Genomic DNA, 13979 nt, shown 5'->3' on the forward strand with positions numbered 1-13979 from the left:
TATTAAGTTAACACAACCTACTCATGCGGAAGCTACTAACCGGCGTGCTCGCTCTGTGCGCGCCCTTTTTACTCTCTGCCCAAAGCACAGAAGATCTTCAAATAGATCGCCTTGGCCAAATGGAATGGCGAAACATTGGTCCCTTTAGAGGCGGCCGTTCCTGCGCCGTAACTGGGGTTCCCAACGAACCTCAACACTTTTATTTTGGCTCTACCGGAGGTGGAGTGTGGGAAACCACAGATGGAGGTGGATCTTGGGAAAATATTTCAGACGACTTCTTCGGAGGATCCGTAGGAGCGATAGCCGTCTCATCATCAGACCACAACATTATATATGTGGGAATGGGTGAAGAAACCGTTCGCGGCAACGTGAGCAGCGGTGATGGAATTTGGAAGAGTACCGATGCCGGACAAACGTGGACGTTCGCCGGACTTCCCGCCACCAAGCACATCGGAAGAATTCGCATCCACCCTACCGATCCAAATACGGTATTTGTCGCAGCCATGGGTGATTTGTACAAGGACACTCAAGAGCGTGGCGTTTACAAGTCTACCGATGGCGGAACAACTTGGAAGAAGGTTCTTTTTTCCGATGCCGGATCAGGTGCTGTAGATATAGCTTTCGACCCCTTTAATCCTAGACATCTTTATGCCACTACTTGGACGATCCGACGCAATCCTTGGTCGCTTTCGAGCGGCGGAGCCGGTTCTGCTCTTTGGAAAAGTACAGATGGAGGCGAGTCCTGGGAAAGCATTTCCGACAACAATGGTTTCGCGAAGCAAATGCTCGGCATTATTGGCATTGCGCCAAGTCCAGCGCAGAGAGGACGACTCTATGCCATGGTGGAAGCACGGGACGGAGGGCTCTTCCGAAGTGACGATGGCGGTGAAAACTGGACCAAGGTTAACGACGACCGCAACCTACGTCAGCGTGCCTGGTATTACACCAGAATTTATGCTGATCCGCATTTAGCCGATCGCGTATATGTCATGAATGTAGGTTTCCATGTTTCTAACGACGGCGGAAACTCCTTTGCAAGAAAAGGTACACCACACGGCGATCACCACGACTTATGGATTGCGCCGGATGACAATAATAGACTCATCGTGGGAGACGACGGCGGCGCTCAAGTGAGTTACGATGCGGCAGAGAACTGGTCTACCTACATGAACCAACCTACCGCCCAATTCTACAGAGTAACCACAGACGATCACTTCCCTTTCAGAATTTATGGCGCCCAACAAGACAATTCAACTGTCCGAATTGCACATCGCAGCACGGGTTGGGTGATTTCTGAAGATGATTGGGAATCGACCGCCGGTGGTGAAAGTGCACACATCGCTGTTAAACCTGATGACAACGACGTAGTTGTGGGAGGCTCGTACGGAGGGTTCCTTACGCGAATGAATCACAGAACGGAGGCCATGCAAACCATCCACGTGTGGCCGCTCAACCCGCTTGGACATGGTGTAGAAGACATGAAGTACCGATTCCAATGGAATTTCCCGGTATTCTACAGCCCACATGACCCAAATGTACTTTATGCCGCATCTCAACACTTGCACAGAAGCACCGATGGAGGCCGTTCTTGGGAAGTAATTTCACCAGACCTTTCCACAAACGACAGCGCAAAGCAAGTATCAAGTGGAGGTCCAATTACGAAAGACAACACAGGCGTAGAATACTACTGTACCATTTTCGCTGCCGTGGAATCTCCTGCCGTAAAGGGTCTTCTTTGGGCGGGAAGTGATGATGGCTTAATCCACGTTTCTCGCGATAACGGTGAAAATTGGGAAAACGTTACTCCTTCTGGGATGCCCGAGTGGATGCGCATCAATAGTATTGAAGTTGATCCGTTCAACGAAGGGGGACTTTATGTTGCAGGGACACGATATCAACTCGGTGATTATCAACCATACCTGTACTATACTTCAGATTATGGTCAGAGTTGGAAACGAATAGACAATGGAATCGACCGAGGACATTTCACTCGTGTGGTGAGAGCTGATGCTGACAGAGAAGGCCTGCTCTACGCAGGAACAGAAAACGGTCTCTACCTCAGCGTTGACAATGGAAAGAGTTGGAAAGCTTGGCAGTTGAATCTACCGATTGTTCCTATCACCGATTTAACGCTTAAAGACAAGCATCTTATTGCCGCAACTCAGGGAAGAAGCTTTTGGGTTCTCGATGATTTGAGTCCGCTTCATCAATGGTCAGAAGATGCTCAATCAAACAATTTCACTGTATACACGCCAAATAGAAGTTGGTTGATGGAAGGTGGTAGAGCTCAACCGCAGCGCACAGTTGGTCAGAATCCATATCCAGGTGTGGTCATTCCGTATTTCTTGAACAAGATTGATACGGGTGATGCGGTTTACTCTGTAAAAATCATGGACAGTGATGGAGTACTCGTTCGAGAATACAGCAGTGATGCAGAAAAGAATGAGAACAAATGGAGTCCGAAAGAAGGTGCAGCACAGTTCCAATGGGACCTCACCTACGAGGGTGCTAAGCGAATTCCAGGAATGATCCTCTGGTGGAGTTTCTTGGATGGCCCTACGGCTATTCCTGATACCTACACATTCCGATTCAATATGAATGGAGATTCCGTAGATGTTCAAGCGGTGGTCGAGGCCGATCCTCGCTGGGAGGCTAATCGAGATGACCTAAAGGCTCAATTCGAATTCCTACTCGAGATTCGCGATCAAATGACGTTGATGCATCAGACCATTGAGGATATCAGAACTTTGAGAAGCCAGATGGATCTGGTTCTTCAGAATATTGAAGACGAAGAATTGAGCGCAAGTGGAGAATCCATTAAGGAAGAATTGACTTCCATTGAGGAAACCTTCTATCAAACTAAAAATAGAAGTGCACAAGACCCGTTGAATTATCCAATCCGCTTAAATAATCAGTGGGGGCACCTAGGAAGCCTCGCTTCGATGGGCTTGCAGCGTCCAACCCAACCTATGTACGATGTAAAAGCTGAACTCCGAGCGCAGATCGACGAGCAGATGGAGATTTACCATCGTATCATTGAGACTGACATCCCGGAGTTCAACAGAAGTCTGCGTGAAGCAGAGGTTGAATACCTTCACGTAGATTAGAACACGACTCTAAGTCCGACAGTAGAATTGAATCCTCCAGCAATGGAGGGTTCATCTGCTGCGACTTCCATCCCTCCTATACCTCCGAGTTCGATGAAGTAGCTCACGGGTGATTGTCCAGATACGTGCGTATTGAATTCGAACCCAAATCCACCACTGCCACTAATGGCACCTGTTTCCCAATCTTCGGGTCCCCATGCTAGGTAGCTCAAACGTCCGAAGCCATAAAGGTGAAACCAGTCCGTAATTTGACCTCCCTTAGAGCGTACACCAAGTTGAAGGATTCCATAAGGTTCCCACGGATTGGATACATCTACGAAGTTTGAACGAAACTGTTGTTGGTAGGTCAGATCTACGCTCAGGAAGCTGAAATACTCAGGCGAATTGAGGGTGAACCCAAATCCGAAGTCGTTGCCCCATTCGGTAAGTTGGAAGCCAAAACCCCAGCCATTTCTGGGCTTTTCTTGCATTTGGGCGTTTGATGTCACTTGAATCCCCAACATGAGGATGAGTAGAATAGTTAGCTTTTTCATTTTTGTTGATGTTTGATGTATTTCGTGATGGCCGCAACGTACTTTTCGAAGGCCTCCCGACCTTTCTTCGTGATCTTGCAGGTAGTGAGCGGGTAATTGTTCTTAAAACCCTTCTCTACCGTGAGATACTCGGCGTCTTTTAGTTTGTTGATTTGCACGCTTAGGTTACCTCTCGTGGCTCCCGTGTTCTCGAGCAACCAGTTGAAGTCAGCATCCTCTACACCGGCCAATAGTGTTACAATTTGGAGGCGCAGTTGAGTGTGCAAAAGTGGATCTAAATCAGGCAGCATTGTTCTTGGCTTCTGAATTCTTCAAGGCGTATCCAGGAATGAGGTATCCGACAGCAAGGCTGATCATGAGCATGATGAGCATCGTTGGGAAATGTAGAAACTCCGAACTCCAAAGAATACATACAGCTGAAATAATCCAGCATGCAACGCCACCGTAGATAAGCGGACGAAACTTTAGAATCCCTCCAGAAATGAAGGTTCCCATACCATATAGGGCAATGATGAGCACATATGCTAGGCTCCAATTCTGCGTAGCTCCCATCAATATGGCCAGCACCATCATGGCCCCGAAGGCCATCCAGACGATTTTCATGGCAGACTCAATAAATGAAGTGTGTCCTTGTCGAGCATGCGCCTTTCTCGAATACACCGCACTTGCAATTCCTCCAAGTACGCCCATAACCGGCCAAACAATCGGATGCCAATCAGATTTCATGTAAGTGAGAAGGAAGTATTCCACTCCAGCGGCACCTAGCGCTAACCAGCCCCACATCAGATAATAGAACGATCCTTCCTGAAGGTTTCGTTTCGTTTTTGATACCATCTCAGCAATTACCGATAGGCTATCTTCTGGTTTTAATGTCTTTTCCATTTTGGTTGTATTGTTTGATTACAATGCAAATATATAAACTAGTTTATGTTATAAACAAGTCTACGAATAAAAAAGTGCCTTGATAATCAGGCACTTTTGGTATTTAGCTAGTATTTACGAGGCTTCGCGCTCCTTAAATTGCATTTCATAAAGTCGGGCGTAATACCCTCCTTTTGCCAAGAGCTCATCGTGTTTACCTTCTTCTACCACCTTGCCTTTGTCCATCACGAGTATCTTATCCGCGTTTTGGATTGTCGCCAATCGGTGGGCAATCACTATGCTCGTTCTACCTTCTGTGATCAGGTCGGTGGCATTCTGAATCAACTGCTCGGTATGGCTGTCGATACTTGACGTAGCCTCATCAAGAATAAGAATAGGAGGATTGGTTACATAGGCTCTAAGGAAGGATAAAAGCTGACGTTGACCCGCGCTAATCATTTGTCCGCGCTCTTTCACATTGTACTCGTATTCCTCTGGAAGCTGACGAACGAACTCGTCCACGCCGATCTTCTTCGCGGCATCCACTATATGCTCCATTGGGATATCTTCCCTCAAGGTAATGTTGTTATAAATGCTGTCGCTGAACAAGAATACATCTTGGAGAACAAGCGCAAAGTGAGATCTGAGGTTTTCCAGCTTTAGGTCGGTAATCTCTGTACCATCAAGGGATACACTTCCTTTTTGGTATGGATAGAATCCCATCAACAGACTGATGATTGTAGATTTACCAGCTCCTGTGGCGCCTACAATGGCCAGTGTTTCCCCTGGCTCTACGCTAAAGCTTACTCCGCGCAACACTGGTTCATCCGGAACATACGCGAAATGGACGTCTTTAAACTCTATTCGGCCATTTACCTCGTGAACTTCAGATTTCCCTTCGGGCTCTAGAGCTTCTTCTCTATCCAAAAGCTTCAACACGCGCTCACTCGCCACCATACCCATTTGCAGGGTGTTGAATCGATCGGCAAGCTGACGAAGCGGACGGTAGAGGGCGTTGATGAACATGATGAACGCGAGCAACGTACCAATCGTAATCGAATCGTTGAATTGTGACGTATCCCACCCCATCATCTTGTAGAAGCCTTGTTGAAGTGTCCATGAGTCAATGCTGTTGATTGCAGCCCAGCCGCCGTAGCCCATTGCCAAACCGATGCTAATGGCCGACAAAATTTCGATGAGCGGAAGGAAAATGGAGAAATACCAAATGGAGCGAATATTCGCTTTGCGGTGACGGTTATTGATAACCTTGAACTTATCCATTTCGGCCTTCTCGCGGTTAAACATCTGCACGACGTTCATACCAGATATATGCTCTTGTACGAAAGCGTTCAGCGCAGCTACTTCGTTTCTGACATCGGAGAAGGTCTTTTTAATTGCCTTTTGGAACCAACGAGTAGCGATGTACAGCACGGGAACTACCGATAGGGATATCAATACCAACTTCACATCGAAGAACCAGAACATGGCGAACACCATGACGATAATCTTGAACAAATCGCCAAAGATGACGAGCACACCTTCAGCGAAGATGCTGGCAATGGTTTCAATATCACTTACTGCGCGCGTTACAAGCGTGCCTATTGGCGTCTTATCGAAGAAACCGAGCTTGAAGCGTGTAATGCGATCGAAGAGTTGCATTCGGATATCGCGGATAATGGATTGTCCGAGATAATTCGCCGCATAGGTAAATAGGAACTGGAAAATTGATTCAGCAACAAGTACTGCAAAAATCAAAAGGGTGATGTTGAGCAAACCGACCTCATCGCCTTCAAGAATGTAATTATCGATTGCCCTTTGCGTAAGAATCGGGCGTGTGGTACTCAAGGCACCGAGTAGTAGCGTGATGCTAAATGCTCCCCAGAAAATCTTCTTGTATGGAGCCACGTACGTGAGTACGCGTCGGAATAATTTAAGGTCAAACGCCTTGCCGCTTACTTTATCAGCCATGAATTATGTTATCCGTAATTGAATCGGGATATATGACCTCAGAAAGGTACAACCCTTCTGCGGGAGCAGACACACCTGCTTCATTTCTATTTCCCGATTCCAATATTTCTTTAAACTGTTGAAGGGTATGCTTCCCCTCTCCTACTTCTACGAGCGTGCCTACAATGGCACGTACCATGTTCCTCAGGAATCTATCCGCCCGAATGTGAAAAACCCATTCGTCGCCTACTTGTTCCCAATAAGCCGCACGAACATCACATAAGGTAGTCTTAACATCGGCATCAGCCTTACAAAAACAGGCAAAATCGCTGTATTCAAGCAACATAGCCGCAGCTTCTTTCATTGCTGATAAATTGAGGTCTCTCTGAAACGACCAGGCTTGTCCAACCGAGAAGGGATTCTTCACCCTGGCAATTCGATAGACATAGGCTCGTTCGGTTGCCGAAAATCGAGTATGAGCTTCCAAGTTGACTTCGTACAAGCGTTTCAAGGCAATCTCTGTAGTGAGGAAGCGATTCAACTTGTACAGCGCATCTTCCGTAGATTCAATTCGAGCGTCTAGTTCGAAGTGCGCCACCATGTGCGTCGCGTGAACTCCCGTATCTGTCCGTCCCGCTCCAATGACGTACACCTCTTCTCGGAAGAATTTCGAAAATACCTCAATCAATTCTCCCTGAACTGTGCGGTCTTTCGGCTGTACTTGCCACCCCTTGAAGTTTGATCCGTCGAACGAAAGTTCTACGAAGTACCTGTGCGCCTTTGGTTTGTTTGTAGTTTCGGACATTCGTGCAAAAGTACATAAAGCCCGACGTGAAACGCATACTACTTCTTTCGGATACGCACAGTTACCTCGACGAGCGCATTCTTCACCATGCCAGTAAGGCTGATGAAGTGTGGCATGCTGGGGATATTGGCGACTTGAGAGTTACCGACGACCTCAAAGAAGTGTCAAAAGTAAGGGCGGTGTATGGAAACATTGACAACCAGAAGGCGCGTGCAGAATGGCCATTGCACAATGAGTTCGAGGTAGAGGGACTCAAGGTATGGATAACGCATATCGGAGGATATCCCGGAAGATATGCTCCAGGCATTACTGAACTGATGTCGGTGAAGAAGCCCGGATTATTCATCACAGGGCACAGCCATATTCTGAAGGTTCAAATGGACAAGCGATTTAATCTTCTCCACATGAACCCTGGAGCCGCGGGCATTCATGGATTTCACAAAATGCGCACGATGCTTCGCTTCACTGTTGAGAACGGCAAAGTAGATAACCTGGAGGTTATCGAATTAGGACCAAGGGGAAAAATCGATTAACGAAGTCGATCTGCGGAGCGAACAAGAAGTTCATCCTTCTGGATACCGCGATTGGCGAGTACAATTAGGATAACGTTGATCAACGGCATAGCCATGCCCAGCTTTCCAGTTACAACTACATCTTCAGGTTGACCGATCCAATCCCACATGAGAAGCCCAAAAAGGACGAAGGAGAGGATGATAGCTATTCTATTGAGAACGACTTGAAGTCTTCTATTCTTAAAATTGAATACGTTGGCAATGCTGATGCCGGCGCATAGTCCAGACATCATGAGAAGCAGCCCGTCTTCCTTGAGGTAGACAGACGTTTCATTCACGAGATAAACAGGTAGAAAGTACATGCCGGCCGACATAGCGAGGGCCGAGAGTAGCATATAAACGGATTGAATACGTTGTAGCATTTCTCAGATTTCTATTTGATGGCAAAGTTGTCAAAAAATCGTTCGCCAATAACCAATAAGACTGATTTTATCGTATAATTGCAAGGTGTCCCTGTCGACACACCATTCCACAAATTAAATTTACTCCCCCTTCTCCGTGCATTCTGCATCATTCGTAAGAAGGTTGAGTCCATTGATATCCCATCACATTTTTTCGTTTTACAACGAGTGCACATGTACACAAAAGCTGATTTAGCAGAAAAGAAACTTCCTGAACTCAAGGAAATTGGCATCGCATTGAATATTCCTAAGGCGCGCTACATGCGTAAGCCAGAGCTCATTGAAGCCATTGTAGGAGGCGATAAACCAGCGGGCGAGGCTGCCCCTAAGTCTGATTCAACCCCAAGTGAGTCAACCCCTGAAGCTCCTCGTGAAAACTCACGCGAACGCCGACCAAGAAAGCAAGCTCCATCATCTGAAGAAGGCGAGAACAAGGAGAATAGCGATAATAGCGACCAAGGCGGCCAGCAAAACAACGACCGCCGACAGCAACGCCAACGTCGCGACAACCAGAACAACAACGATAACAACGACCGTAACCGTCAGAACGATCGCCGCGATCGCAACGACAACCGCAACGAAAATCGGAACGATAATCGGAATCAAAACCGAAACCGAAATCAAGATCAAAACCAGAACAGAAATCAAAATCGCAATCAGAACGATCGCAAACCAAAGCGTCCTGAATACGAGTTTGATGGAATCATTGTAACTGAAGGCGTACTAGAAATTATGCCTGACGGATATGGATTCCTTCGTTCTTCCGACTACAATTACCTCAACTCACCAGACGACGTTTACGTTTCACAAAGCCAAATCAAATTGTTTGGCTTGAAAACTGGTGATACCGTACGAGGTCAGGTTCGTCCACCTAAAGAAGGCGAAAAGTATTTCCCCCTTACTCAAATCGCCAAGATCAATGGCCGTGAGCCAGATTACGTGCGAGATCGCGTAGCTTTCGAACACCTCACTCCTCTCTTCCCGAATGAGAAGTTCGATATTACAGCGAGAAAGGGAACCTTGAGCACGAGAGTTATCGACCTCTTCTCCCCAATCGGAAAAGGACAACGTGGACTTATCGTTTCTCAACCTAAAACAGGTAAGACCACTCTACTCAAAGAAGTTGCAAACGCCATTGCAGCCAATCACCCTGAGGCTTACATGATTATTCTTCTCATCGACGAACGTCCGGAGGAAGTTACCGACATGGCCAGAAGTGTGAATGCCGAAGTAGTGGCATCAACCTTTGATGAACCGGCAGACCGACACGTTCGTGTAGCCAATATCGTTCTTGAGAAAGCTAAGCGAATGGTGGAATGTGGACATGATGTGATCATTCTTCTCGACTCCATTACTCGTCTAGCTCGAGCGTACAATACCGTTTCCCCAGCATCAGGAAAAGTACTTTCGGGTGGTGTGGATGCCAATGCATTGCACAAGCCTAAGCGCTTCTTTGGTGCAGCTCGTAATATTGAAGACGGTGGTTCACTTACCATTCTTGCTACGGCTCTAATTGATACCGGCTCTAAGATGGATGAGGTGATCTTCGAAGAATTCAAGGGTACGGGTAACATGGAAATGCAGCTCGACCGTAAGATTTCTAACCGTCGTATTTACCCTGCCATCGACCTCATGTCGTCTGGCACACGTAAAGAAGATATGTTGCTGAATCCTGACGTCCTTGGTCGCATGTACATCTTACGTCGCCACTTGGCCGACATGACTCCAGTGGAGGCAATGGAATTCATGCACGATCGAATGTCAAAGACTCAAAACAACGAAGAGTTCCTCATCAGTATGAACGGATAATTGTCTCAAAATTGAGCGCTTAGTTTTGAACATGAAGTGCAGTTGTACGTTACCTTTATAACAGCATTTAGCAGTTTCAAAACCTAAGTTCACACAATATGAGACGTTACGTAATTTCATCAATTAGCATTCTAGCAATCAGCGCCTTAGCTGTATCATGCGGCGGCGATGGAGACTCGAAAGAAACTACTCCACCACCACCTCCACCGACAGAAGAAACTCCAGACACTCCGGCGGAAACAACCTCCGAGGTGCTTGAAGTGACCATCGAAGGAAATGACCAAATGCAGTTCAACATGGACCTCATCGAGGCCTCTGCTGGTCAGACCGTTCGCTTGACACTCAAAAATGTTGGAGAGTTGCCGGTTGAGCAAATGGGCCACAACTGGACGTTGTTCGCAAAGGGCGTTGACGCTAATGCATACGCATCAGAAGCCTTGAATCACAAGGACAATGGATACCAGGTACCAGGTAAGGAAAGCGATGTAATTGCATTCACTTCGATTATCGGTCCTGGAGAATCTGAAACCATCGAATTCAAAGCTCCAAGTGCCGGGATCTACAAGTTCGCTTGCACATTCCCTGGTCACGTAGGAATTATGAATGGTAAGATGATAGTGAAGTAAATCTTCGCTTCAAGCAAAATCAAAAGCCGCGCTACTCAGCGTGGCTTTTTTCTTTTACACCACTGAGGAAGAAGAACGTAGCGAGCGCGATAAATGCCATAGTGATTCCACCTGACACAAAAGGAGTTTGATAGTGAATCTCGTAAAGGAGTCCTCCTACAAAAGGTCCAACCACTCGCGCAAGTGATGATACTCCTTGATTCACGCTCAAGATTGTTCCTTGTTCAGAACTACTTGATAAAGTAGAGAGCAAAGAACTCATGGTTGGTGTGAAGAAGGCCATTCCGAGAGACATACAAATGATGAAGAAGAACTCGTACGGAATGAAATATTCTTCTGGAACGAGGCTCAGGCCAGAGAGACCTACACCTACGAGTATGATACCGTAAACCAAGAGTCTCTTATCGGACAAACGCTTCTGAAACCAGCCTATAAAGCCTCCTTGAATGATGAAGGCCACACTACCGATGAAGGCGAACATATACCCGACCTCTTTCTCTGTCAGATTGTAGATATTTTCCCAAAGCAATGCCGCCATGGCTTGCATCATGGCAAACGCTGACATGAAGACGAAGGTAATGAGCATCAAACCGCCAATGGCGCGTGTTCTTGAAGCGCGAATGATCTCCATTATAGGGTTCTTGAAAAGCGGCCTATTCACATCTCTCTTCACATTTTCAGGCTCTTTCAGGAATCTCCAAGCCAAAAGAACATTGGCAAATGAAATTCCGGCAGCGATGTATCCCACCCATGAGAATCCGAGCGACTCGTAAATAACTCCACCCAAGAAAGGCCCAATAACAAAGCCTAATCCGAATGCGGCACCGATGTATGCAAAGGCTCGCTTTCTGTTCTCTGGCGCAACCACATCACTGATATACGCTTGTGCAACACCGATGTTTGCACCGCCAATACCGCCCAGGCCTCGTGCTACTAGTAATAAAAGTAAGGTAGTAGCTTGGCTAAAGACCAAGTAACTAATTCCGGTGATCGTAGCGGTAATCACAATCACGGGACGTCGACCTATGCGATCGCTAAGTCCACCAAGTAAAGGCGCAAACAAGAATTGCATGAGGGAAAAAATCCCGATGATAATTCCGATGAGGCTCTCAGAAAGTTCAAGCTGGTTTTCGGCATAGACAGGAAGAATGGGGATTATGAGTCCAACACCAATCAGGTCTACAAAGACCGTCAGAATGATAATTAGGATTCCCTTGTTCTTAAACAACTTCTATGCTTTGGTGGTCCGCGCGAATGCGCATGTTATCGTGTCCAGCAATGACGTTTTGGAAGTATTGCTTCGACTCCGCCAAATGTACATCACGATTTGGATATCTCGAGGAATAATGACCTAGAATCAGGCAGCGTACCTGTGCTGCATGGGCGATTTGTGCGGCATCGCCAGCTGTGCTGTGCTTGGTTTGAGTAGCGAGATCTCTCTCAGCCTGAGTAAATGTAGCCTCGTGATAAAGCACATCAACTTCCGAAATCTCTTCTACCTTATCAGGGTTATAGCAGGTATCCGACCAGAATGCATACGAAAGAGGTCTCGGTGGATCCACAGTCAGTTTCGCATTGGGGATGACCTCCCCTTGTTCATTCTCCCAGTCCATGCCGCGCTGAACAGCAGCCCTTTCATGCTTAGGAACTCCGTATTTCTCAACCGCATCTCTATCTATACTCCTCGGGTTGTGCTTTTCTATAAACTTGAACCCAGTAGTGGCAATTCCGTGGATGAGCGGAATGGAGTACACTTCAACTTTATTCGTTTCCGCTACCAATTCTGCTTTATCTGGATTGGTAACATGAAACACAAGAGGATATGTCAACCATGTTTTTGATGCCTTCAGCTGAACATGAATAATTTCTTCTAGAGGTTTTGGGCCATAAATATGGAGCTCTTTCTTTCTGCGTTGCAGGTGAAAGCTAGAGATTAATCCAACCAGTCCGAAGTAATGATCCCCATGGAGGTGACTAATGAAGATGTGATTGATCCGGCCCGTTTTAACTCTATGCCTACGAAGCTGCTGTTGAACTCCCTCACCGCAATCAATCAAAAAAAGCTGCTCACGCATGGTGAGCAGCTGACTTGTTGTATACTGTTCTGAAGTAGGTGTGGCTGAGGCGCAGCCGAGAATGATTAACTCAAAGGCCATCTCTTACAATCAAACGGCCGGTATGCACCTTTCCGTTTACACTGAATCTGTAGAGATACATGCCTTCTGGCCAATTTTCGCGGTTGATTTGAACGTTGTTTGTTCCTGCAGTTGACATACCTGTTTTACGCGTAACTACGCGACCTGTGATATCCATCAACTCGAACTTCCACTGACGTGCAGTAGTCGTTTCAAACTTCACACGCACATGACTTTGTGCAGGGTTTGGTCCTACAACTGGCTCGGTGATAAGGTTTTCGATCAAGCTCACGCTGGCATCAACGGTGAGTTCAATGTACACAGAGAAGGTGTCTGAAATTGAGCCAAACTGACCGAGGTTAGCGAAGGCTTCAATATCAGCCTCCATGAGCACTGTGCTTGTTGCGCTTGGTGACGTACCTGAGAAGATGAAACATCCGTCGGCACCACCTGGCCAAGAGCAATTGCCATTGTCACAGGCGTAGTTTAACCAAGAGGGCATGTTGCGAACGCCTAAAACGCGCATGGAATCAATATCTGCCGTAATAGTACCGCCTCCAAAGGCAATCGTGGTATCACTTGGTACAACGATATGTAGGGTGTGTGAATAGCTTCTGTTGAAATTCACGGAAGGAAGCACATAAATCGTGTCGTTCTTCACAGAACCTCCGGCAGAAGGATAAATACCTGGGGAAGTGGTTGGTGGGTTTGGAGTACACTGCGCATAGGATGCGAGTGTTATTCCGAGTGCAAAGAGAGTGGTGTAGAGTTTTTTCATAAAGCGATCTTAACTAATCAAATGTACGTATTAAATACGCGCTGAAGTGACGGTCAAATCCGCTTTTGCCAAACTTTATGAAAATTATTCCTCGTTTTCTGAAAGCCAATCGAGGGCTTCTTGATGAGATTCCACCATTATGCATTCTTCACTGAATAGAAAATGGTGTGCACCTCGCATGATGAAAACCATGGCGTGTCCCTCTTCAAACCATTCATCTTGAACAGCCTCGAGTTCTTCGGGGTCTTCAATTACCTCGGGAGTTTTGAGGTTGATAAAGCAATTCTGAGGTTCTTGCTTCTTGAGAAGCGCGCGGAGTTGGTCTACATCAGATGCTCCAAACTCGTCGCCCCCAAAACGGAAGACGAGAATAGAATCCTTGATTTCGAACTTGAAAGACATATT

14 protein-coding genes are annotated in these 13979 nt (G+C 46.7%); 4 read left to right on the forward strand and 10 right to left on the reverse strand.

Annotation, left to right across the window (positions count from 1 at the left end; genetic code table 11):
* The first annotated feature begins 23 nt into the window (after nt 1-23).
* A complete protein-coding gene (locus F8C67_RS03330) occupies nt 24-3107 on the forward strand; it encodes a WD40/YVTN/BNR-like repeat-containing protein (protein WP_151666371.1) in 3084 nt (1027 codons plus the stop codon).
* Here F8C67_RS03330 and F8C67_RS03335 read toward each other — a convergent pair.
* The 5 genes from F8C67_RS03335 to truA form a co-directional block, all read right to left on the reverse strand.
* Entirely contained in the window at nt 3104-3640 is a 537-nt protein-coding gene (locus F8C67_RS03335; protein WP_151666372.1) for a hypothetical protein, read from the reverse strand. The genes F8C67_RS03330 and F8C67_RS03335 overlap by 4 nt on opposite strands.
* Nucleotides 3637-3930, reverse strand: coding sequence for a winged helix-turn-helix domain-containing protein (locus F8C67_RS03340; RefSeq protein ID WP_151666373.1), 294 nt, complete (start codon nt 3928-3930; stop codon nt 3637-3639). Before F8C67_RS03340 ends, F8C67_RS03335 begins: the two co-directional genes overlap by 4 nt.
* On the reverse strand, nt 3920-4522 hold the full coding sequence (locus F8C67_RS03345; RefSeq protein ID WP_151666374.1) for a hypothetical protein: 603 nt from the start codon (nt 4520-4522) through the stop codon (nt 3920-3922). The genes F8C67_RS03340 and F8C67_RS03345 overlap by 11 nt, the downstream gene beginning before the upstream one ends.
* Nucleotides 4523-4636: 114 nt before the next feature.
* Complete coding sequence (locus F8C67_RS03350; RefSeq protein WP_151666375.1) at nt 4637-6469, reverse strand: ABC transporter ATP-binding protein; 1833 nt, start codon at nt 6467-6469, stop codon at nt 4637-4639.
* Complete coding sequence (gene truA, locus F8C67_RS03355; protein ID WP_151666376.1) at nt 6462-7253, reverse strand: tRNA pseudouridine(38-40) synthase TruA; 792 nt, start codon at nt 7251-7253, stop codon at nt 6462-6464. Before truA ends, F8C67_RS03350 begins: the two co-directional genes overlap by 8 nt.
* 26 nt (nt 7254-7279) lie before the next feature.
* On the opposite strand from truA, the gene F8C67_RS03360 reads away from it, so the two are divergent.
* Nucleotides 7280-7786 (forward strand): metallophosphoesterase family protein, encoded by a 507-nt coding sequence (locus tag F8C67_RS03360; RefSeq protein ID WP_151666377.1) that lies wholly within the window; start codon nt 7280-7282, stop codon nt 7784-7786.
* On the opposite strand, the gene F8C67_RS03365 is transcribed toward F8C67_RS03360, so the two are convergent.
* Nucleotides 7783-8187: a DUF4293 domain-containing protein gene (locus F8C67_RS03365; protein ID WP_151666378.1), complete on the reverse strand. Its 405-nt coding sequence runs from the start codon at nt 8185-8187 to the stop codon at nt 7783-7785. The two genes, F8C67_RS03360 and F8C67_RS03365, sit on opposite strands and share 4 nt — an antisense overlap.
* Before the next feature lie 213 nt (nt 8188-8400).
* On the opposite strand from F8C67_RS03365, the gene rho reads away from it, so the two are divergent.
* Complete coding sequence (gene rho / locus F8C67_RS03370) at nt 8401-10035, forward strand: transcription termination factor Rho (protein ID WP_151666379.1); 1635 nt, start codon at nt 8401-8403, stop codon at nt 10033-10035.
* A 98-nt stretch (nt 10036-10133) separates the two neighbouring features.
* The gene (locus F8C67_RS03375) at nt 10134-10661 is read left to right on the forward strand and encodes a plastocyanin/azurin family copper-binding protein (protein ID WP_151666380.1); all 528 of its coding nucleotides are present in this window, start codon (nt 10134-10136) and stop codon (nt 10659-10661) included.
* Between the two features lie 31 nt (nt 10662-10692).
* On the opposite strand, the gene F8C67_RS03380 is transcribed toward F8C67_RS03375, so the two are convergent.
* From F8C67_RS03380 to F8C67_RS03395, 4 genes are all read right to left on the reverse strand, one after another.
* Nucleotides 10693-11889, reverse strand: coding sequence for an MFS transporter (locus tag F8C67_RS03380; RefSeq protein ID WP_151666381.1), 1197 nt, complete (start codon nt 11887-11889; stop codon nt 10693-10695).
* A complete protein-coding gene (locus F8C67_RS03385; protein ID WP_151666382.1) occupies nt 11882-12817 on the reverse strand; it encodes a ribonuclease Z in 936 nt (311 codons plus the stop codon). The genes F8C67_RS03380 and F8C67_RS03385 overlap by 8 nt, the downstream gene beginning before the upstream one ends.
* The gene (locus F8C67_RS03390; RefSeq protein WP_151666383.1) at nt 12807-13574 is read right to left on the reverse strand and encodes a T9SS type A sorting domain-containing protein; all 768 of its coding nucleotides are present in this window, start codon (nt 13572-13574) and stop codon (nt 12807-12809) included. The genes F8C67_RS03385 and F8C67_RS03390 overlap by 11 nt, the downstream gene beginning before the upstream one ends.
* An 84-nt stretch (nt 13575-13658) precedes the next feature.
* A complete protein-coding gene (locus F8C67_RS03395; RefSeq protein ID WP_151666384.1) occupies nt 13659-13976 on the reverse strand; it encodes a hypothetical protein in 318 nt (105 codons plus the stop codon).
* Nucleotides 13977-13979 lie beyond the last annotated feature (3 nt).

It is taken from the genome of Phaeocystidibacter luteus (genome assembly GCF_008933115.1).
Taxonomy (GTDB): domain Bacteria; phylum Bacteroidota; class Bacteroidia; order Flavobacteriales; family Schleiferiaceae; genus Phaeocystidibacter; species Phaeocystidibacter luteus.